General features: G+C 67.9%; 2 protein-coding genes. One reads left to right on the plus strand and one right to left on the minus strand.

Features of this window, described 5'->3' with window-relative positions:
- The first annotated feature begins 18 nt into the window (after window positions 1-18).
- Window positions 19-23,559: a non-ribosomal peptide synthase/polyketide synthase gene (locus tag AC5Y4H_RS15480; RefSeq protein ID WP_499983061.1), complete on the plus strand. Its 23,541-nt coding sequence runs from the start codon at window positions 19-21 to the stop codon at window positions 23,557-23,559.
- Window positions 23,560-23,645: 86 nt separating this feature from the next.
- Here AC5Y4H_RS15480 and AC5Y4H_RS15485 read toward each other — a convergent pair whose 3' ends face one another.
- The gene (locus tag AC5Y4H_RS15485; protein WP_499983062.1) at window positions 23,646-24,437 is read right to left on the minus strand and encodes a GAP family protein; all 792 of its coding nucleotides are present in this window, start codon (window positions 24,435-24,437) and stop codon (window positions 23,646-23,648) included.
- Between the last annotated feature and the right edge of the window lie 117 nt (window positions 24,438-24,554).

Below are 24,554 nucleotides of genomic sequence, written 5' to 3' on the forward strand. Positions count from 1 at the left end.
CTGACCTTGGAGCATTTCATGGGCGTTGCCGACCGTGTCCTCCCGCTGACGCGGGGGCAGCTGGCCATCTGGCTTGCGCACCAAACCAGCCACTTCGACGCAGAGTGGCAGCTGGGTGTCCTGGTGCGAATCGAGGGCACTTTGGAACGCGCCCTTTTGGAGCGCGCGATTCGGCAGGTGGTGGGCGAAGCCGAAACTCTTCGGGCCACTTTCTTCCAAATGGACGGCGAAGTCTTCCAAAAGGCAGTCGATTACCCGGACGTCGAGCTGGCCTATTACAACCTCACTGGCTCGCATGATCCCGTGCATGAAGCCCGCGAGAAGACGTCATCAATCCAACAGACACCGCTCCCGCTGACCGGTCCACTGTTCAAATTCGCGTTATTTCAGACCGGAATCGACGAATACTACTGGTTCGGATGCTTCCACCACATAGTCATTGACGGGTTGGGCATTTCGCTGATAGGCCGCCGGATTGCGGCCGTGTATTCCGCACTGGCGTCTGGCGCAACCGTTTCTCCTGCCTTTTTCGGAACGTTGCAGGAACTGGTTGGCGACGAGCAGCAATACGAAGAGTCCGCCGACTATCTGGACGATCAAGCATATTGGGCGGAGAACCTTCCTTCGGGGGGCGATCCCGATTACCGGTTGCCCCAAGCGACTTCCGACCGCAATTCGTATTTGCCCTCCGCGCCAGTACAATTGGATCCGGCCGTGGTCGGGCAAATCAAGGGATTGTCCAAAGCGTTGGGTATCCGCCGATCGTCGGTCCTGACCGCGGCGTGCGCCCTGTTGGTGCACGGGTTTTGCGCTAACGGTGCCGAAGAGGTGGTGCTCGACTTCCCGGTCAGTCGGCGCGTGCGCCCCGAGTCAAAGCTGCTCCCGGGAATGGTGGCTGGGGTGGTGCCCCTCGTCCTGAAGACGTCGCCACAATCTTCGGTTGCCGATTTCTGTAAACATGTGGATTCTCGGATACGAGAAACGTTGCGGCATCAGCGTTTTCCGGTGCAGGTTCTAGATGGCGAGGGTAATTCTCGTGACCCGCGGCAAGCGGCGAATCGCGTGGTCATCAACCACATTCTGGCCAGGCTCAACCTGAGCTTCGCCGATACTCCCGGAACGGCGGAATACACCACTTTCGGGCCGGTCGGTAATTTCGGATTCTTCTTCCTCGGATTCGGTGATCAGCATCTGCTGAGCACCCTCGGCGCTGGGCTCCCATTCTCAGATTTCGATGTTTCGGATTTGGCAAACCGGTTGCAACGAATCCTGGCCGTGATGGCGGAATTGCCGACCCGGCCGCTGTTGTCGCTGGACGTGTTGGCCGCCGCCGAGAAGCCCCGCCTGAATCGATGGGGCAACGGTGCGCTGTTGACCGAGCCGGCTTCCGCCGGGAGGTCGGTGCCGGAGTTGTTCGGCGCGCAGGTGGCGCTGGGCCCGGAGGCGGTGGCGCTGGTATGCGGTGAGCGGTCGTGGAGTTACCGGGAGTTGGACGAGGCCGCCAACCGGGTGGCGCATCTGCTGGCCGGGGCCGGGGTCGGCCCGGGCGCGTGTGTGGCGCTGTTGCTGCCGCGCTCGGCCGAGGCGATCGTGGCGATTTTGGCGGTGCTCAAGACCGGAGCCGCGTACCTGCCGATTGATCCGGCGGTGCCGGCGGCGCGGTTGGAGTTCATGCTCGGCGACGCGGAGCCGGTCGCCGCGGTGACCACCGATCGGCTGGCCGAGCGGCTGGCCGGGCAAGGCCTGAGGGTCATCGATATCAACGACCCCGGTGTCTTCGACTACCCCGCTACGGGCTTACCCGCGCCGGCGCCGGATGACATCGCCCACATCATCTACACCTCGGGCACCACCGGGGTGCCCAAAGGGGTGGCCATCACCCAGCACAACGTCGCTCAACTGCTGGACTCGCTGAGCGCGGGCCTGCCGCCGAAACAGGTGTGGACGCAGTGTCACTCGTACGCGTTCGACTTTTCGGTGTGGGAGATCTGGGGCGCACTGCTGCACGGCGGGCGGCTGGTCGTGGTGCCCGAAGACGTGGCGGGCTCGCCGGAGGACTTTCATGCCTTGCTGGTCGGTGAACACGTCAGCGTGTTGACCCAGACACCGTCAGCGGTGGGGATGCTGGCACCTGAGGGCTTGGAATCGACGGCGTTGCTGGTGGGCGGTGAGCCGTGTCCGGCCGAGGTGGTGGATCGGTGGGCGCCGGGCCGGGTGATGGTCAACGCCTACGGTCCTACCGAGACCACGGTGTACGCGGCGATGAGCGCGCCGCTGGCGGCGAGATCGGGGACACCGCCGATCGGTTCGGCGGTGCCGGGGGCAGCCCTGTTTGTGCTGGATGGGTGGCTGCGCCAGGTCCCCGCGGGGGTGGTCGGTGAGTTGTATGTGGCCGGCCGGGGCGTCGCGTACGGATATGTGCGACGGGCGGGGCTGACGGGATCGCGGTTTGTGGCGTGCCCGTTCGGCAAGCCCGGGATGCGGATGTATCGCACCGGCGATCTGGTGTCCTGGGGTTCCGATGGGCAGCTGCGGTATGTCGGGCGCGCCGACGAGCAGGTCAAGATCCGCGGATACCGCATCGAACTGGCCGAAGTCCAGGCGGCGCTGGCCGGGATGGACGGAGTGCAGCAGGCCGTCGTGCTCGCGCGTGAGGACCGCCCCGGCGACAAACGCCTGGTGGGTTATGTCACCGGCCCAGTCGACCCGACCGAAATCCGCGCAGGGCTGGCCGAGCGGCTTCCCGGACACATGGTTCCCGCGGCGGTAGTGGCACTGGACGCATTGCCGTTGACCCCCAACGGCAAGCTCGACACCCGCGCCCTTCCGGCACCGAAGTATCAGGACTCCGAGCACTACCGCGCGCCGGGCAACGCCGTCGAGGAGATCCTGGCCGATATCTACGCCGAGGTACTGGGGCTCGAGCGCGTCGGCGTCGACGACTCGTTCTTCGAGCTGGGCGGCGACAGCATTTTGTCGATGCAGGTGGTGGCCCGAGCCCGTACCGCCGGCCTGCTGTGCCGCCCGCGCGACATTTTCGTCGAGCAGACCGTGGCCCGGCTCGCCCTGGTGGCCGGGGTGGTCGACGGCGAGGCCGGCCCGATCGATGAGGGCGTCGGGCCGCTGGTGGCCACCCCGATCATGCGCTGGCTGCAAGAAGTGGACGCCCCGGTAAAGCAGTTCAACCAGACGGTTGTGGTGCTGGCGCCCGCCGGGGCGACCGAGGCGGACGCGGTCGTGCTGCTGCAGGCCCTGCTGGATCGGCACCCGATGTTGCGCCTCCGGGTAGACGACGACGGCGCCGGGGGCTGGTCGTTGCATGTGCCCGAAGCGGGGTCGACGGATGCGGGTGCGTGTCTGTCGTCGGTGCACGTGCTCTCCGACGAGGCGCTGATAAGGGCGCGGTCGCAACTGAATCCGGCGGCCGGGGTCATGCTGAGTGCGCTGTGGGTTGGCTCCACCGGCCAGCTGGTGGTGATCATTCATCACTTGGCCGTCGACGGGGTTTCGTGGCGGATCCTGTTGGAGGACCTCAACATCGCGTGGGCTCAGCATCGCGCCGGCCAGCCCGCCGACCTGCCGGTGACCGGGACGTCGTTTGTCAGTTGGGCGTCGCTGCTCGCCAACAAAGCGCGCAGCCCCCAGATCGCCGCGCTGGCCGACGCGTGGCGGTCGCCGGCAGCTACCCCGCCCGCGCTGCCGGCGGTGCAGCCGAAGCTGGACACCTACGCCACCGCCGGGCGCCTCTCGCTGGACCTGGATGTCGAGACGACCCGGATGCTGCTTGGCGAGGTGCCCGCGGCGTTTCATGCCGGGATGCACGAGATTTTGTTGATCGCGTTCGGGCTGGCGGCGGCGGAGTTTTTGGGCACCGGCGGCGCGCCGATCGGCATCGACGTCGAAGGCCATGGGCGCCACGAGGAGTTCGCCGCAGACGTGGACTTGTCGCGCACGGTGGGGTGGTTCACCACCAAATACCCGGTGTCGCTGGGGATGGGCGGCCTGCGCTGGGGTCAGGTGATCAACGGCGAGGTGGCCCTGGGGACCGTGGTCAAGGATGCCAAGGAACAGTTGCGGGCCCTGCCGCACGGGCTGACCTACGGCCTGCTCCGTTACCTGAACCCCGACGTCGAGCTGGGCGGATCGGATCCGGCGATCGGCTTCAACTACCTGGGCCGTTTCGGTGCCCCTGCGGGCGACAGGTCCGGCGACGGTTGGCGGTTCGGCCAGGAGGGCTGGTCGCTCACCGGGGCGGCCGGGGCGATGCCCATGCCGCTCGCGCACACCGTCGAACTCAACGCCGGCACCGTCGACGCCGACACCGGACCGTATCTGCACGCCGATTGGACGTGGGCGCCCTCTGCCCTCGATCGCGCGGCGGTTAACCGGTTGAGCCAGTTGTGGTTTGAAGCTCTGGCCGGCATCTGCGCGAACGTGCGGGCCGGCGGGGGTGGGCTGACGCCCTCCGACATCGCACCCGCCCGTCTCAGCCAGCAGCAGATCGACGAGCTGTGCCGGCACGAGCGGGTCGCCGACGTGCTGCCGCTGACCCCCCTGCAGCAGGGACTGCTCTTTCACTCCAACACGGCGCAAGGCAGCGACGACGAGATGTATGCGCTGCAGCTCGATTTCACGCTCAGCGGCATCCTTGACCCCGGTCGGCTCCGCAATGCGGTGCACGTAGTGGTCAACCGGCATCCCCACTTGGTGGCGCGGTTCTGCACGCAGTTCGACGAGCCCGTGCAAATCATCCCGGCCGATCCCGCGGTCCAGTGGCGGTTTGTGGATCTGGATGCCGAGGGCAGCGACGTCGACGCGGATGACTTGATCCGCGACATATCCGCCACCGAGCGCGACGCGGTCTGCGACCTCGCCGGTGGGCCGGTGTTTCGGGCCGCACTGATTCGCACTGCGGAGCGCCGGCACCGGTTTGTGCTGACTTTCCACCACATTCTGGTCGACGGCTGGTCGCTCCCGATCTTGCTGCGGGAGATATTCGCCAGCTACTACGAGCAGCCGCTGCCTGCGACGGTTTCCTATCGCAGCTTCCTCATCTGGCTGGCCGATCGCGACCTTGACGCCGCCCGCGCCGCCTGGCGTGATGCCTTGGCCGGCTTCGACACCCCCACGCTCGTCGGCCCTCGGGATCGGCTGGGACGAGGGCGGCGCGGCTTCGCGTCCGCCAGCGTGCCCGAGCCGACCACGCGGGCCCTCAACGAGCTGGCGCGCGCCTGCCACGCCACCGTCAGCACCGTGTTGCAGGGCGCCTGGGCGCTGCTCCTCACCTCACTGACCGGTCAACACGACGTCGCCTTCGGCACCCCGCGGTCGCGCGCGGGCCAGTCCGAAGTGCCCGGCGCGGAGTCGATGGTCGGACTCCTGATCAACACCGTGCCGGTGCGGGTGCGAATCGCCGCGACGACCACCACCGCAGATCTACTGGCTCAGCTGCAAACCACCCACAACGATCTGCTCGAGCATCAGCATCTGGCGCTGATCGACATCCATCGCGTCACGGGCCACGAACAGCTTTTCGACACGCTCTTCGTGTACGAGAACTACCCGATCGACACCATCGTGCCGTCCGACGCCGATGCGGACGCGTTGGCCATCACGGAGTTCACCAACCTCGAATACAACCACTATCCGTTGACGATGGAAGCCCTGCCGGGCCGCGAAATCGACCTGCGCGTCGAGTACGACACCGAGGTCTTCGACCCGGCCAGGATCGAGGCCCTCATCGAGCGGCTGCAGCGGGTACTGGTAGCGATGACCGCCGATCCCATGCGGCCGCTGTCGACCGTGAATCTGCTCGATCGCAGCGAGCAGGACCTGGTGTTGTCTCGGTGGTCCGGCGCGCAGGCGGCGGCACCGGTCGGGGTGGCCCCGGTGTTGTTGGCCGCGGCGGTGAGCGCCGACCCCGATGCGGTGGCGGCGCTCGACGGCGGCCGGGCCATCTCGTATCGCGAGCTCGACCAATGGTCGACGCGACTGGCGCGCGTGCTGATCGAGTCCGGCGTCGGTCCGGAGCGCGCGGTTGGCGTGGCCATGGGTCGCTGCCTGGAACTGGTCGTCGCCTGGTGGGCGGTGGTCAAGGCCGGTGGCGTCTATGTGCCGGTGGATCGGGCCCACCCCGTCGAGCGGATCGCGACGCTGCTGGACACGGTATCGGCGGTCTGCGTATTGACCTGTGGCGGCGACACCGTGGCCGGGTCCGGGGCGCGCCCGGTGCTGCGCGTCGACACCCTGGACCTGTCCGGGCGCAGCGCGGATCCGATCACCGAGCGGCTGGCGTCGCTCCGCACAGACGACACCGCCTTTGTGATCTTCACCTCCGGCTCCACCGGCACCCCCAAGGGCGTCGCGGTCAGCCACGCCGGTCTGCTGGGTTGGGCTGCGGCGCAACACAATCTATTCGGGCTGGACGCGGGCGCACGCGTGCTGATGGTGGCCACGCCGACCTTCGATGCGTCGGTCGGCGAGTTGTTATTGGCCGTCGCGTCGAGGGCGACGCTGGTGGTCGCGCCACCGCAGGTGTACGCGGGCGATGCGTTGACCGCACTGCTGCAGGACCAGCGGGTCAACGCGGCGATTTTGACCCCGACCGTGTTGTGGTCGCTGGATCGCGACCGCCTGGGCGAGTTGGGCACGCTGGTCGCCGTCGGCGAGGCCTGCCCGCCGGAAGTGGTGTCCGCGTGGGCGCCGGGTCGGCAGATGTTCAACGGCTACGGCCCGAGCGAGACCACCATCTGGGTCACGTGTGCGCCTCTGTCGGCGGGTCAGCCGGTCACCATCGGGGCCCCGATCCCGGGGGTGCGCGCGCTGGTGCTCAACGCGTTCCTCGCGCCGGCCCCCGTCGGTGTGCTGGGGGAGCTCTACCTGAGCGGCCCCGCGCTGGCGCACGGCTACGTCGGCCGGGTGGAGTTGACCGCGGAACGGTTCGTGGCCAACCCCTACGGCGAACCCGGGTCGCGCCTGTACCGCACCGGTGACCTGGTGCGGTGGACCTCCGCCGGGACCCTGGAATACCTCGGCCGCGGCGACGCCCAGATCAAGCTGCGGGGGCAGCGCATCGAACTGGGTGAGATCGAGAACACCTTGCTGGCCTGCCCCCAGGTTTCCCAAGCCGCCGCCACCGTGCACCGCAGCGACATCGGCGACCACCTCGTCGCCTACATCACCCTCAAACACACCACCACAACCTCCGACGGCGACGCCGACATCGTTGAAGAGTGGCAACAGCTCTACGACGAGCTGTACGGCGCCGAGGTCGAGGTGCCGGACTTCGGCATGGACTTCCGGGGCTGGAACAGCAGCCTCACCGGTGAACCGATTCCGCTCGAAGAGATGATCGAGTGGCGCTCGGCCACGGTGGACCGGATCAAAGCCCTGCGGCCCCAGCGGGTTTTGGAGATCGGCGTCGGCTCCGGGCTGCTGTTGTCACAGATCGCTCCGCACTGCGAAGAGTATGTCGCCACCGACATGTCGCCGGTGGTCGTCGACAATCTCGGCCGTTCGCTGGAGCAGTTGCAGATCTCGTGGCGTGATCGGGTGCGACTGCTGACGCAGCCCGCACACCTCACCGAGATGCTTGCGCGGGGTCACTTCGACACCATCATCGTGAACTCGGTCGTCCAGTACTTCCCCAATGCGGGCTATCTGACCGAGGTCATCGACAACGCCATCGAACTACTGGCCCCCGGCGGCGCGCTGTTCCTCGGCGACGTTCGCAACCACAGCCTGCAAGGCGCGTTCCAGACTGCCGTCGCGTTGGCACGCGCCGACTCCATCGACGCGGCCGAGGTCCGCCGACGCGTCAAGCACGCGGTGCTCGGCGAACCCGAATTGCTCCTGGCGCCAGAGTATTTCAGCACCCTGGCCGCCGATCACCCGTCAGTGGGCGGCGTCGAGATCCAAGTCAAGCGCGGCCTGGCCGACAACGAACTCAACCGGTACCGCTACGACGTCGTCATCCACAAAGCCCCCGCATCGGTGCGTTCACTGGCCGCGGCACCCAGCCGGACGTGGACGGACTGCGGCGGCCTGCACGGCCTGCGTACTTGGTTGCTCGCCGAGCGTCCCGCCACGGTGCGCATCACCGAAATTCCCCGCACCGGAGTGATCAGCGACGTCCGCATCGAGCGCGGCCTGGCCGCCGGACTGCCGTTGGCTGACGCTCTCGCCCAAGCCATGCCCGATGCCGCTACCGCCGAACATCTGCATCGTCTCGGTGAAGACATCGGCTATCACGCGGCCGTCACGTGGGGGGCCCAGCCCGGAACCCTGGATGCCGTCTTCATCGCCGCCGTCGACGGTGAGCAGGCCCCGGCCCTGACGGACCTCTATCTGCCCGGTCCTCGTGCCGGCCAGCGCGGCACGCACAACGAACCCCACACCAACACCAAGATCGGCGCAATCCGTCAACGGTTGAGCGCTTGGTTGCCCGAATACATGGTGCCGACGCACATCGTGGTGCTCGAGGAGTTCCCGTTGACCTCCTCGGGAAAGCTCGACCGCAGGGCGCTTCCGGAACCCGAGTATCAGCATGCCGATCTCTACGACGCTCCGGGCGGGATGGTCGAGGAGATCCTGACCGGCATTTACGCCCAGGTCCTCGGTCTGGAGCGGGTCGGGGTTTCAGAGTCGTTCTTCGACCTGGGCGGCGATTCACTGTCGGCGATGCGTCTGATCGCCGCGATCAATACCAGCCTGGGTGCCGATCTTTCGGTGCGCACCCTGTTCGAGGCGCCGACCGTCGCTCAACTGGCACCCCATATCGGCGGGGATGCGCGGAGCTTGGAGCCGTTGGTGGCGGCGGAGCGGCCCGACGTGGTGCCGCTGTCGTTCGCCCAGAACCGGTTGTGGTTCATCGACCAGTTCCAGGGGCCCTCACCCGTCTACAACATGACGATGGCGTTGCGGCTGACCGGGTGGCTGGACGCCGACGCACTGGGCGCGGCACTGGCCGATGTGGTGGCCCGTCACGAAAGCCTGCGCACGCTGTGCGTAGCGGTCGAGGGAATGCCTCGGCAGGTGCTGCTCCCCGCCGAGGAAGCGGACTTCGGGTGGGAGGTCGTCGATGCCGGCGGCTGGCCGGAAGACCGACTGAGCGAGGCGATGCAGGCCGTGGCTCGTCACGCCTTTGACCTGGCGAACGAGATCCCGTTGCAAGCCCGGCTGTTCCGTATCAGCAGCTCCGAACACGTGCTGACGGCCGCGGTGCACCACATCGCCGCCGACGGCTGGTCGATCACCCCGCTGGTGCGCGATCTGGGCATGGCGTATGCCAGCCGGTGCGCCGGGCAGACACCCGGGTGGGCGCCGTTGGCGGTTCAGTATGCCGATTACACGCTGTGGCAGCGGCATCAGCTAGGCGACCTTGACGACAGCCAGAGCCCCATCGCCGCGCAGCTGGCGTATTGGCAGGATGCGCTGGCGGGCATGCCGGAGCGCCTCGAGTTGCCCGCCGATCGGCCCTACCCGATGGTGGCCGATCAGCGCGGTGCCCAGGTGCGGGTGGACTGGCCGGCCGAGCTTCAGCAACAGGTTCATCGGATGGCCCGCGAACACAGCGCCACCAGCTTCATGGTGGTCCAGGCCGCTTTTGCCGCGCTGCTGTCCAAGATCAGCGGCAGCAGCGACGTGGCGGTGGGATTCCCGATCGCGGGGCGCCGCGACCCCGCGCTCGATGACCTGGTGGGCTTCTTCGTCAACACCTTGGTGCTGCGCGTCGACCTGGCCGGAAATCCCACCGTGGCCGAGTTGCTGGCGCAGGTGCGACGGCGCAGTCTGGCCGCCTACGAGCATCAGGACGTTCCCTTCGAGCTGCTTGTCGAGCGGCTCAACCCGACCCGCAGCCTGACCCATCACCCGTTGGTGCAGGTGCTGTTGGGCTGGCAGAACTTCGCCTGGCAGGACACCAACGCCGCGGGGTTGACCTTGGGAGACCTGGAGGTCACGCCGTTGGCGGTGGACACCCAGACCGCCCGGATGGACCTCACCTTCTCGTTGGCCGAACGTTGGGACGACGATGGTGCGCCCGCCGGGATCGGCGGGGTAGTGGAATTCCGCACCGATGTGTTCGACGCGGCCGGCGTCGAGGCCCTCATCGAACGATTCCGGATGGTGTTGGCGGCGATGACCGCCGATCCGGGCCGATCGTTGGCGTCGGTGGATGTGGTCACCGAGGCCGAGCACGCCCGCTTCGATCGCTGGGGTAATCGCGCGGTGCTGGCCCGGCCAGGGCGCAAATCCTCGATCCCGGCGTTGTTCGCCGAGCAGGTGGCGCGGACGCCGGATGCGGTGGCGCTGGTGTGCGATGCGGACTCATGGACTTACCGGCAGCTAGACGAGGCCGGTAACCGGTTGGCGCACTTGCTGATTGACCGTGGTGTGGGTCCCGGACAGTCGGTGGTCCTGCTCTTTCCGCGGTCGGCCGAGGCGATCGTCGCCATTTTGGCGGTGCTCAAAACCGGGGCCGCCTATCTGCCCATCGACCCGGCGTTGCCGACAGCACGGATCGAGTTCATGGTCGGCGACGCCGCCCCTGTCGCCGCGATCACCACCGGTGATTTGGCCGAGCGGCTGAACGGGTTCGGCCTGATGGTCATCGATGCCAGCAACCACGCTGTCGACGCCGCGCCCAGCACCGCGCCGCCGGCACCTCACCCCGATGAGACCGCCCACATCATCTACACCTCCGGCACTACCGGGGTGCCCAAAGGGGTGGCGGTCGCGCAACACAACGTTGCCCAGTTGTTCGACGGACTACAAATCGGGGTGGACCTGAAGGCACCGGGGCAGGTGTGGACACAGTTCCACTCCTATGCCTTCGACTTCTCGGTGTGGGAGATCTGGGGTGCCCTGCTGCACGGCGGACGCCTGGTAGTCGTGCCCGACGTGGTGGCGCGCTCCGCCGAGGAGTTCCACGCGCTACTGGTCGGCGAGCAGGTCAGCGTCCTTACCCAGACCCCGTCTGCGGTGGCGATGCTGTCACCGGAGGGTCTGCCGTCGACGTCGTTGGTCATCGGTGCCGAGCCCTGTCCGCCCGAGCTGGTGGATCGGTGGGCGCCGGGGCGGGTCATGGTCAACGTCTACGGCCCGACCGAGACGACCATGTGGTTGTCGAAGAGCACGCCGTTGCAGGCGGGGTCGGGGGCCCCTCCGATTGGGTCGCCGGTGGCCGGTGCGGCGTTTTTTGTGCTGGACGCATGGCTGCGTCCGGTGGCCGGCGGGGTGGTCGGCGAGCTGTACTTGGCGGGCCGCGGCGTCGGGTTCGGGTATTGGCGCCGAGCCGATCTGACCGCCACGCGCTTTGTGGCGTGTCCGTTCGGAGGCGTGGGAACACGCATGTACCGCACCGGCGACTTGGTGTGCTGGGGCGCCGACGGGCAGCTGCGATACTTCGGGCGCGTCGACGAGCAGGTCAAGATCCGCGGGTATCGCATCGAACTCGGGGAAGTGCGCTCGGCTCTGGCCGCGCTGGACGGGGTGCAACAGGCGGCGGTGATCGCCCGCGAGGACCGCCCCGGCGACAAGCGCCTGGTCGGTTATGTGACCGGCAGCGTCGACCCGGCCGCGGCGCGCAGCGTGCTGGGCGAGCGGCTGCCGTCCTACATGGTGCCGGCGGCGGTGGTGGTGCTCGAGGCGCTGCCGATCACCCCCAACGGCAAACTCGACACCCGCGCCCTACCGGCGCCCGACTACAGCGCGGGCGGATATCGCGCCCCGGGTGACGCGGTCGAAGAAATCCTGGCCGGTATCTACGCGCACGTCCTCGGATTCGAGCGCGTCGGGGTCGACGACTCGTTCTTCGACCTGGGCGGTGACTCGCTGTCAGCGATGCGGGTCATCGCCGCGGTGAACGCCAGCCTGGACGCAGGCCTTCCGGTGCGCACCTTGTTCGAGGCGCCCACCATCGCCCAGCTGGCACCGCGGATCGGCGGGGACGCGGACAGGGCTGCGCCCTTGGTGGCGGCCGCACGGCCGGCGGTGGTGCCGTTGTCCTTCGGCCAGAGTCGCTTGTGGTTCCTCGACCAGTTCCAGGGCCCGTCACCGATGTACAACATCGCCGCGGCGCTGCGGCTGGACGGCCAGCTTGATACCGCCGCGCTGGGCGTGGCGCTGGCCGATGTGGTGGGGCGCCACGAGAGCCTGCGCACGATGTTCCCGGTGGTCGAGGGCGTGCCGCAACAGGTCGTCGTCCCGATCGAGCGGGCGGACTTCGGCTGGCAGGTCGTTGATGCCAGCGGATGGCCGGACGGCCGGCTGGTCGAGGCCGTCGCGGCCGTGACACGTCACCGGTTCGACCTTGACGCCCAAATCCCCATGCGCGCATGCCTTTTCCGGGTGGCCGATGACGAACACGTGCTGGTGACCGTCGTGCATCACATCGCCGCCGACGGCTGGTCACTGACGCCGCTGGTGCGCGATCTGGGCGTGGCTTACGCCAGCCGGTCCGCGGGGCACGCCCCCGGGTGGGCGCCGTTGGCGGTGCAGTACGCCGACTACACGCTGTGGCAACGCGAGCAGCTCGGGGCCCTGGACGACAGCGCCAGCCGCATCGCCGCGCAGCTGGACTACTGGCAAGATGCTCTCGCCGGGCTGCCCGAGCGCCTGGATCTGCCCACCGATCGGCCCTACCCGCCGGTGGCCGACCAGCGCGGCGCCAGTGTGCCGGTCGAGTGGCCGGCCGAACTGCAGCAGCGGCTGGAAAGTGTCGCTCGCGAGCACAACGCGACCAGTTTCATGGTGGTGCAAGCCGCCCTGGCGGTGCTGCTGTCCAAGATCAGCGCCAGCAGCGATGTGGCCGTGGGCTTCCCGATCGCCGGGCGGCCCGATCCGGCCCTGGACGAGCTGGTGGGCTTCTTCGTCAACACCCTGGTGCTTCGCGTCGATGTGGCCGGTGCCCCCAGCTTCGCCGACCTGCTGGCACAGATCCGGCGGCGCAGCCTGACCGCCTACGAGCACCAAGACGTGCCCTTCGAGGTGCTGGTGGAGCGGCTCAACCCCACCCGGAGCATGACGCATCACCCACTCATCCAGGTGATGCTGGCCTGGCAGAACCTGCCAGGCGTCAGCGCTGACCCCGCCGCCGGGCTGGTCCTGGACAACCTGCGCGTCACGCCGCTGCCGGTGAACAACCAGACGGCCCGCATGGATCTGGAGTTCTCACTGGCCGAACGCTGGACCCAGAGCGGTGAGCCCGCCGGCATCGGCGGAACGGTGGAGTTTCGGACCGACGTCTTCGATGCGGACAGCATCGTCGCGTTGGTTGGGCGGTTGGAGCGCGTGTTGACGGCGATGACCGCCGACCCGACACGACGGTTGTCGTCGGTGGATCTGCTCGACGAGCGCGAGCGCGCGTGGCTTGACGAGCGCGCCAACCAGGCGGTATTGGCCCGGCCGGCGACCGCGGCGGCCTCGATTCCGGAGCTGTTCGAGGCGCAGGTGATGCGCGCACCGGACGCGGTGGCGATCAGTTGCGGCGGGGCGACGTGGAGCTACCGCGCGCTCGATGCGGCGGCTAACCGGTTGGCGCACCGGCTGGCCGGTGCAGGGGTACGCCCCGGCGGGTACGTAGCCCTGCTCGCGGAGCGTTCGGGCGAGGCGGTCGTGGCGATTCTGGCGGTGCTCAAGACGGGGGCGGCTTACCTGCCGATCGACCCGGCATTGCCGACCGCGCGGATCGGATTCATGCTCGGCGATGCCCGGCCGATAGCCGCCATCACCACCGCAGACCTGCGGTCGCGGCTGGAGGGCCACGACCTGCCGGTCATCGACCTCCACGACGCCGTTGCCGACGAACGATCCGGCACCGACCTGCCCGCGCCGGCGCCGGGGGATATCGCGTACCTGATCTACACCTCCGGCACCACCGGGGTGCCCAAGGGCGTCGCGGTCACCCACCGCGGCGTGACCGACCTGTTGGGTTCGTTGAACGCGGGCCTGCCGCCGGCGGGGGTGTGGGCGCACAGTCATTCGTTGGCGTTCGACGTTTCGGTGTGGGAGATCTTCGGCGCGCTGTTGCGTGGCGGGCGACTGGTGGTGGTGCCCGAGTCTGTGGCACGTGCGCCAGAAGCGTTGCACGACGTGCTGGTTGGCGAGCGGGTCAGCGTGTTGACCGAGACGCCGTCGGCGGTGTCCGTGTTGTCGCCGCAGGGCTTGGAGTCGGTGGCCCTGGTGATGGCCGGCGAGGCTTGCCCGCCGGAGGTGGTGGAACGGTGGGCGCCGGGGCGGGTGATGGTGAACGCCTACGGGCCGACCGAGACCACGATGTGCGTGGCGATCAGCGCGCCGCTGACGCCCGGAGCCGGGGCGGTGCCGATCGGTTCGCCGGTTTCCGGAGCGGCGCTGTTTGTGCTGGACGGTTGGTTGCGACCGGTGCCGTCCGGGGTCGTCGGGGAGCTGTTCGTGGCCGGTGCCGGGGTGGCGGCCGGCTACCTGGGCCGTTCGGCTTTGACGGCCTCGCGATTTGTGGCGTGTCCATTCGGAGGTGCGGGCACACGCATGTACCGCACCGGCGATTTGGTGTGCTGGGGCGCCGACGGGCAACTGCGGTATATGGGGCGCGCCGATGAGCAGGTCAAGATCCGCGGGTACCGCATCGAGGTCGGTGAAGTTCAGGCGGCGGTGGCCGCACTCGACGGTGTGCAGCAGGCGGTCGTCGTCGCGCGCGAGGACCGCCCCGGCAACACGCGATTGGTGGGTTATGTCACCGGGACCGCCGAGCCGGTCCAGGCGCGTGCCGCGCTGGCCGAGCGGCTGCCGGCTTACATGGTGCCGACGGCGGTCATCGCCCTGGACGCGCTGCCGTTGACGTCCAACGGCAAGCTCGACGTCCGGGCCTTGCCGGCTCCGGAGTACACCGCCGGTGAGTACTCCGCTCCCCAAACTCCCACCCAGGAGATCCTTGCCGGCATCTACGCCCAAGTCCTCGAACTCGAGCGCGTGGGCATCGATGACTCGTTCTTCGACCTGGGCGGCGATTCGCTGTCAGCGATGCGGGTCATCGCCGCCGTCAACGCCAGCCTGGATGCCGGGCTCGGGGTGCGCATCTTGTTTGAAGCACCCACCGTGGCGCAGTTGTCGGCCCGTATCGGAACCGACGGAGGCGGGCTGGAGCCATTGGTGGCGGGTGAGCGGCCCGCGGTGGTGCCGTTGTCGTTTGCCCAGAACCGGATGTGGTTCCTCGATCAGCTGCAGGGCCCGTCACCGATCTACAACATGGCAGCCGCGTTACGGCTGAGCGGGGGCCTAGACCCCGAGGTACTGGGTGCGGCACTGGTTGACGTCGTCCGTCGCCACGAGAGCCTGCGCACGCTGTTCCCGGCGCCGGAGGGGATTCCGCAACAACTCGTGCAGGCGCCCGAACGGGCCGAATTCGGATGGCAGGTCATCGACGCGAGCGCCTGGCCGGCCGGTCGGCTGGAAGAGGCCATCAGCGAGACAGCGCTACAGCCGTTTGATCTGGCTAACGACATCCCCTTCCGGGCGCGGTTGTTCCGGGTCGCCTCCGATGAGCATCTGATGGTGATCGTGGTGCACCACATCGCCGCCGATGGCTGGTCGATGACGCCGCTGACGCGTGACCTGGGTATGGCCTACGCCAGCCGGTGTGCGGGGCAGGCTCCGGACTGGGTGCCACTGGCCGCCCAGTACGTCGACTACACGCTGTGGCAGCGTGCCCAATTCGGCGACCTCGAGGACAGCGACAGCCGTATCGCGGCGCAGCTGGCCTACTGGGAGGAGGCGCTGGCCGGGATGCCAGAGCGCCTGCAGCTGCCTACCGATCGGCCGTACCCGCTGGTCGCCGATCAGCGCGGTGCCAGTGTGATCGTCGAGTGGCCCGTCGAGCTGCAGCAACGGGTACGTCAGCTGGCCGCGGAGCACAACACGACCAGCTTCATGGTGGTCCAGGCCGCGCTTGCGGTGTTGCTCTCGAAACTCAGCGCCAGCCCCGACGTGGCAGTGGGGTTCGCGGCCGCCGGTCGTACCGATCCCGCCCTGGACGACTTGGTTGGCTTTTTCATCAACACCTTGATCCTGCGAGTGCAGCTCAGCGGGGATCCGACCGCCACGGAGATATTGGCCCAGGTTCGGGCACGCAGTCTGGAGGCGTTCGAGAACCAGCACGTGCCTTTCGAAGCGCTCGTGGAGCGGCTCAACCCGACGCGAAACCTGAGCCATCATCCGCTGGTCCAGGTGGTGTTGGCGTGGCAGAACCTGCCCGGCTACGAGAATGCGGCCGACGGTTTGGTCTTGGGCGATCTGCGGGTGACGCCGTTGCCGGTGGACACCCAGGCCGCCCGCATGGACCTGACCTTTTCGCTGGCCGAACGTTTCGGTCAGGACGGGGCGCCCGCGGGGATCGGCGGGGCGGTGGAATTCCGCACCGACGTCTTCGACGCGGACACCATCGAGGCGTTAGTGCGCCGGCTGGAGAGGGTGCTGGCGGCGATCACCGCCGATCCGACCCGGCCGCTGTCGTCGATCGACCTGCTCGACGACCCGGAGCGCGACTGGCTTGACGAGGTCGGTAACCGGGCCGCGCTGGCCGGCCCGGGGGCCGCTCCGGTGTCGATGCCGGCGGCGTTCGGTGCGCAGCTGGCCCGCACACCGGATGCCGTGGCGCTGGTATCCGACAGCGTGTCACTGACCTACCGGGAGCTCGACGAGGCGGCCAATCGGTTGGCGCACTTGCTGGCCGGCCATGGTGCGCGCCCCGGTGAGTGTGTGGTGCTGCTGTTTTCCCGTTCCGCCGAGGCGATCGTGGCGATGCTGGCGGTGCTCAAGACGGGAGCGGCGTATCTGCCGATCGACCCGGGGGCGCCGGCGGCGCGGATCGAGTTCACGCTCGGCGACGCCCGGCCGATCGCCGCGGTCACCACCTCCGATCGGGTCGGGCGGCTGCAGGGCCATGGCCTGACGGTCATCGACGTCCACGACCCGGTTGTGACCGACCAGCCGAGCATCGGGCTGCCGACGCCCGACCCGCAGGACATCGCTTACCTCATCTACACCTCTGGCACCACCGGTGTGCCCAAGGGAGTCGCGGTCACCCAGGCCAGCATGGCCCAGATGATGGCCTCACTGGACGCCTACACCCCGGCGGGACAGGCGTTTGCGCAATGCCACTCCTATGCCTTCGATTTCTCGTTGTGGGAGATCTGGGTTCCGTTGCTGGGCGGCGGCCGGGTCGTGATCGTGCCCGAGTCGGTGGCCGGCTCGCCGGAAGATCTCCACGCCCTGCTGGTTGCGGAGCAGGTCCGCGTGCTCGCCCAGACCCCGTCGGCGGTGGCCATGCTGTCACCGGATGGTTTGGAGTCGACGGCGCTGGTGGTCGCCGGGGAGGCTTGCCCGGCCGAGGTGGTCGATCGGTGGGCGGCGCCCGGGCGGGTGATGCTCAACGGCTACGGCCCCACCGAGACAACGATGTGCGCGTCGGTCAGCCCGCCGTTGACTGCGGGGTCGGGGGCGCCGTCGATCGGGTCGCCGGTGCCGGGGGCGGCGTTGTTCGTGTTGGACGGCTCGTTGCGTCGGGTGCCCGCCGGTGTGGTGGGTGAGTTGTACGTGGCCGGCGATGGGGTCGCGGTGGGCTACATGCGCCGGCCGGGGTTGGCGGCGACGCGGTTTGTGGCGTGTCCATTCGGTGGCGTTGGCGCGCGGATGTATCGCACCGGTGATTTGGTGCGCTGGCGCGCTGAGGGGCAGCTGGATTACCTGGGGCGTGCCGATGAGCAGGTCAAGATCCGTGGGTATCGCATCGAATTGGGCGAGATCCAGACGGCTCTGATGGGTTTGGACGGCGTGGAGCAGGCGGCGGTGATCGCCCGCGAGGACCGCCCCGGCGACAAGCGCCTGGTGGCCTACGTCATCGGCGCCACGGATCCGGCCCGGATACGAGCCGCGCTCGCCGAGCGACTGCCGGCCTACATGGTGCCCGCCGCGGTGGTGGTCGTCGACGCGCTGCCGCGGACGGCCAACGGCAAGCTTGATGTTCGCGCGTTGCCGGCGCCGGATTACGGCGATGGGGATCGTTATCGGGCGCCGGGTGATGCGGTGGAGGAGATCCTTGCCGGGATCTATGCCGAGGTGTTGGGGCTGGAGCGGGTCGGGGTGGATGACTCGTTCTTTGAGCTTGGCGGCGACAGCATTTCGTCGATGCAGGTGGTGGCGCGGGCGCGGGCGGCCGGGTTGGTGTGTAAGCCGCGTGACATTTTCGTCGAGCAGACGGTGGCCCGGTTGGCCCGGGTGGCGGGGGTGGCCGACGGTGGTGATGGTCCGGTCGATGAGGGCGTCGGGCCGGTGGTGGCGACGCCGATCATGCGGTGGCTGGCCGAGGTGGAGGGGCCGGTCGATCAGTTCAATCAGACGGTGGTGGTGCAGGCTCCGGTAGGGGTGACCGAGGCGGACGTGGTGGCGTTGGTGCAAGCGCTGCTGGATCGGCATGCCATGCTGCGGTTGCGCGTCCAGGACGATGGCGCGCGCGGGTGGTCGATGCGGGTGCCCGAGGCCGGTTCGGTGGATGCCGGTTCTTGCCTGCAGTCGGTAGAGGTCCTCTCCGAGGAGGCCGTGATACGGGCCCGGGCGCGGCTGAACCCGGCCGATGGCCGGATGCTCAGCGCCTTATGGGCCGCCTCGACGGGCCAGCTGGTATTGATGATTCACCATCTGGCCGTCGACGGGGTGTCGTGGCGAATTGTGTTGGAGGACCTCAACATCGCCTGGGCCCAGCACCGTGCCGGACAATTGATCGTCCTTCCGGTGACCGGGACGTCCTTTGCCCGCTGGGCGGAGCTTCTCGACGAGCATGCCCGCACCCCGAAAGTCGTTGACACGGCGCAAATGTGGCAGCACGTCGCGGCGACGCCTGCGGCGCTGCCGGCGGTGCAGCCCGCCGATACCTATGAGACCGCCGGGCGCCTGTCGATGTCGCTGGACGACGCCGAGACGACTCGGATGCTCCTCGGTGAGGTTCCCGCGGCTTTCCACGCGGGCATACACGAGATTCTGTTGATCTCCTTCGCCTTGGCCATGACGGAATTCTTGGGCACCGGCGGCGACCCGATTGCGATCGACGTCGAGGGTCATGGGCGCCACGAGGAACTGGCCTACGGTGTGGACCTGTCGCGGGGGGTGGGATGGTTCACCACGAAATACCCCGTGGCGTTGACCGTCGGCGGGCTGTCCTGGACGCAGGTGATCGCAGGCGACGCGGAGCTCGGGGCGGTGATCAAGGACGCCAAAGAGCAGCTTCGTGCCCTCCCCGACGGCCTCACGTACGGATTGCTGCGCTACCTGAGCACTCAGGTCGACGTGGAAGGCTCCGACCCGCCGATCGGATTCAACTACTTCGGGCGCATGGGCGGCCCGGCCGACCTCTCCGGTGACGGTTGGGGGATCAGCCCGGACGGCCTGTGGGTCACCGAGGCGGCCACGGCTATACCGATGCCGCTCATGCACACCGTGGATCTCAACGCCGGCACCATCGACACCGAGAACGGGTCGCGCCTGCAAGCCAACTGGACCTGGGCGCCGTCGGCAATGGACGAAGGCCAGATCGCCCGGTTGAGCCGGTTGTGGTTCGACGCCCTGGCCGGCATCTGCGCGCATGTGCGACGCGGTGGGGGCGGGTTGACCCCGTCGGATATCGCTCCCGCCCGGCTGAGTCAGCACCAGATCGACGAGCTGGCGCGGCAGCAGGCGATCGCCGACATATTGCCGTTGACCCCCCTGCAGCAGGGGCTGCTCTTTCATGCCCGCACCGCTGGGGTCAGCGTCGACGACCTGTACGCCGTGCAGCTGAACATCGCGGTGACCGGCGCCCTTGACCCGTACCGCCTGCGCGATGCGGTGCACACGGTGGTCAAGCGGCATCCACACCTCGTAGCCCGCTTCTGTCCACAATTCGACGAGCCGGTGCAGGTCATTCCGGCCGACCCCGGGCCGCCGTGGCGCTACGTCTACCTCACCGGGTCCGGCGATGCCGAGGTTGACCGGCAGATCGAGCAAGTGTGCGCCGCCGAGCGTGCTTCGGTGTGTGAGCTGAACGGCGAGCCGGCCTTCCGGGTGGCATTGGTGCGCATCAGTGCCGATCGGTACCGGTTTGTGCTGACGAATCACCACATCGTCGTCGACGGCTGGTCATTGCCGATCTTGATGGGGGAGATCTTCAGCAGTTATTACGGCCAGCCGCTGGGGGCGGCCGGCTCCTACCGCAGGTTCGTGACCTGGCTGGCCGAGCGTGACCTGGGTGCCGCCCACGCGGCGTGGCGGACGGCCTTCGACGGCTTCGACGCACCCGCTTTGGTCAGCTCCGGGCACCGGCTGTCGGGTGATCGAGGTGTGGCATCCTTTGCGCTGCCCGCCGAGATCACCGGGGCCGTCGGGGATTTGGCCCGTTCATGTCAGACCACCGTCAATACGGTGTTACAGGGTGCCTACGCCCAGTTGCTGTGCTGGCTGACCGGCCAGCAGGATGTGGCATTCGGCACCACCGTTTCCGGTAGGCCGGCCGATCTGGTCGGAGCCGAGTCGATGGTGGGACTCTTGATCAACACCGTGCCGGTGCGGGCGCGCATGACGCCCGCGACCACGGCGATCGAGCTGCTCGAGCAATTGCAGAGCACGAACAATCACACGCTCGACCACCAGCACCTCGCGCTCAGCGAGATCCACCGCATCACCGGTCACGAGCAGCTGTTCGACACGCTGTTCGCCTATGAGAACTACCCGGTGGATGCCGCCGCATTGGCCGCCGACCAAGAACTGGCAATCGGCGATATCGCCCGCCACGAATCCACCCACTACCCGCTGACGGTCCAGGTCTTGCCCGGCAGCGAACTCGGCCTCCGCGTCGAATTCGACACCGGCGTGTTCGATCGCTCCGATATCGAAACGCTGATCGACCGGTTGCAGTGGGTGCTGGTGGCGATGGCCGCCGAACCCAACCGGCGGCTCTCGGCGATCGATTTGCTGGGTAGCGATGGCGATGCCCGCTTGAAGGAACTCGGCAACCAGGCGGCTGTGACCCGGTCCGCGCCCGAGCCGGTGTCGGTTCCGGCGTTGTTCGCCGCGCAGGTGGCGCGCTCACCGGAGGCCGTAGCGCTGGTGTGCGGTGAGCGCACATGGACTTACCGCGAGCTGGATGCGGCCGCCAATAAATTGGCGCAGTTGCTGGCCGCTCGGGGCGCGGGCCCGGGCAGATGCGTCGCGGTGTTGTTCCGGCGGTCGGCTGACGCGATCGTGGCGATCTTGGGCGTGCTCAAGACGGGGGCGGCGTATCTGCCGATCGACCCGGCGTTGCCGACGGCGCGGATCGGGTTCATGGTCGCCGATGCCGCGCCGATCGCCGCGGTCACCACCGCAGGTCTGGCCGACCGATTCGACGGGCATGACCTGCTGGTCATCGACGCCAATGACCCGGCTATCGACAGCCGCCCCGACATCGCACCGCCGGTGCCGGCCCCCGACGACATCGCGCACATCATCTACACCTCGGGTACCACGGGTACGCCCAAGGGAGTGGCGATCACGCACCAGAACGTGGCCCAACTGCTCGACTCCCTCGGCGCCGGCCTGCCCGCCGGACAAGTGTGGACGCAATGTCACTCCTACGCCTTCGACTTCTCGGTCTGGGAGATCTGGGGCGCGCTGTTGCACGGAGAGCGGCTGGTGGTGGTGCCCGAAGAGGTGACCGCTTCGCCGGGCGACTTCCACGCCTTGCTGGTGGCGCAGCGGGTAACCGTGTTGACCCAGACGCCGTCGGCGGTGGGGGCGCTGTCGCCCGAAGGCTTGGAGTCGACGGCGTTGCTGGTCGGCGGTGAGCCCTGCCCGGCCGAGCTGGTGGACCAGTGGGCGCCGGGCCGGGCGATGATCAACGCCTACGGTCCCACCGAGACCACGGTGTACGCGGCGATGACTGCGCCGTTGACACCCGGCTCAGATGCGGTGCCCATCGGATCTCCGGTCCCCGGCGCGGCACTGTTTGTGCTGGACGGCTGGTTGCGCTCGGTGCCGGCGGGGGTGGTCGGTGAGTTGTATGTGGCCGGCTGGGGTGTGGCGTGCGGTTATGTGAGCAGGCCAGGCCTGACCTCCTCGCGGTTTGTGGCCTGCCCGTTCGGAGCGCCGGGTGCGCGGATGTATCGAACCGGCGATCTGGTGCGGTGGCGTGCCGACGGTCAGCTTGACTATGTGGGTCGTGCCGACGAGCAGGTCAAGATCCGCGGTTACCGCATCGAACTGACCGAGATCCAGGCGGCGTTGTCTGCGCTCGACGGAGTGGCGCAGGCGGTGGTGGTCGCCCGGGAGGACCGACCGGGTGACAAGCGTTTGGTGGGGTATGTCACCGGCACCGTTGACCTGGCTGAGGCGCGCGTCGCGCTGACCCAACGGCTCCCGGGCTACATGGTCCCGACGCTGGTGGAACTGGAGGAGATGCCGTTGACGCTCAACGGCAAAATCGACGTTCGCAGCCTGCCGGCACCCGGGCATCCCGCCGGCCAGTATCGCGCCCCGAGCACGCCCACCGAGGAGACCCTGGCCAGGATCTACGCGGAGGTCCTCGGAATCGACCGCGTCGGGGTCGACGACTCGTTCTTCGACCTCGGCGGCGACAGCATTTCGGCGATGCGGGTGGTAGCCGCGGTCAATGCCGGCCTGGACGCCGATCTTGCGGTACCCGCATTGTTCGACGCGCCAACGGTGGGCGCTCTGAGTCGCCGGTTGCAGACGCACTCGGCCTCCACCCAGGAAGTGGTTCCCGTCCAGCACCTGAAAGCCGGTAGCGGCACCCCGCTGTTCTGCGTTCATCCGGCGGGCGGGGTGAGCTGGCCGTATCAGGTCCTCGGCAACCACTTGGACTGCCCGATAGTCGGAATTCAGCAGATTCCGCAGGGCGAAGAGCCAGCACCTCAGTCGATTCGAGAGATGGCCGAGAACTACGCCGACCGGATCCAAGGCGTTCATGCCGACGGGCCATACAACCTCCTCGGCTGGTCCTACGGGGGGGTGATCGCTCACGAAATTGCCGTCGAGCTCCGGCGACGCGGGCGCGTCACAAACCTGTTCCTTCTCGACGCGCAGCCGATCATCGACAGCAGCATGGCCCTGCACGACTACGCCCTGGACGAAGCCCAGATCGTGAAAGAAATCCTCGAGTTCTACGGGGTCACCACGCCCGAACCGGGTGAGTCCCTGACTTACGAGCAAATCGAAGATCTGATCCGCCAACACGAATCCATTGAGCTATCCCGGCACAAAGATCTGCTGAATCTGCTTGTGCACAACCTGAACACGAACCTCGCATTCTATCGGGCTCACGAACCCGGCGTCCTCGACGGCGACATGACGGTCTTTTCCGCTACGCGAGACGACAGCGAGCGCGGTGCGCGCCTTCTGCAAAGCTGGCGGCCCTACGTGACGGGAGACATCACCGTGTACGACGTCGACTGCACCCACAACGAGATGCTGACTACCGAATCGACCGGGATGTACGGCAAGCAACTCAAGCGCCTGCTCGACCTGGACCTCTCGCGGCGAGATGGTGGTGCCGATTGATGAGGGCGGTCGGACCTTCAGCGGTGGGGCAGCGGTGATTTCGACTTCGGCGATGTGCCGGCGCAGGCGCGTTCGGCGAACGATGCTCAGAGGATGTTGAAGCCCTCGGCCAACTGCGAGATCCCGACCACCGTGAAGACGGTCACGAGGATCTGCCGATGGTAGGTGCGCACCCAGCCATGCAGCTGCCGCAGTAGGGCCTCGGTCCGGGCCGGCGCGGCGACATAACCCACCAAGATCATCTCGACGACGGAATACATCAAGAGGAAAAAGACGATCGAGGCGCCGACCTGGGTGGCGAGCGGGGCCCTGGAGGCCACGATGATCGCGAGAATGAAGAAAACGCCATCGACCGGCACCGATGCCAACCCGATCACCCACGCAATCCACAACGATCCTTTTTCCCACGCGCAATGGGCGCGGTGAAGCAGGCGCCGGATCCGGGAACGGTCGCCCGAGGAAACGTCCCGGCCGCGACTGAGGAATCGTGGCACTGCGACCGGCGTATCCGGGGCCGTTGCGAGTGCCGAGTCCCCATTGCTCGATGCTCGCGCCTCGGCGCGCTGGCGCGTCGAGAAGCGCACGGCCATCACCGCCGCGAGTGTTAGCCCGAGTACGCCCAGGCCGATTTGAATTCGCGGGAGGGCGGAGCTGCCCGCGTGGTTGCCCGAGCCGTGGCCGAATGAGCCGAATAGGGACGTGAAGCTGAGCAGCATCAGCGGCACGAGCAGCTCGGGTATGCACACGGTGAGGCCGCCGACCCAGTAGGCGAGCAAATTGGGGGCGGGCCGCGGACGGGAGATCATCAAGAGGGCCAAGCCCAGGCGGACCGGATTGAGCGCCGCCAGGACACCCAAGCTCAGGACTGACCCCCACATCGCCCACGACTGTACCCACTGGGACGGAGCCTAAACGCCGTCCGCGCGCGTGTGATGAACTGCGTTCGCGTGCAACATGTTCGGGCAGCTCACACGTGAGCCTGCGTAGGTTCTGGG

The sequence above is a fragment of the Mycobacterium sp. NGS58 genome, assembly GCF_059812385.1.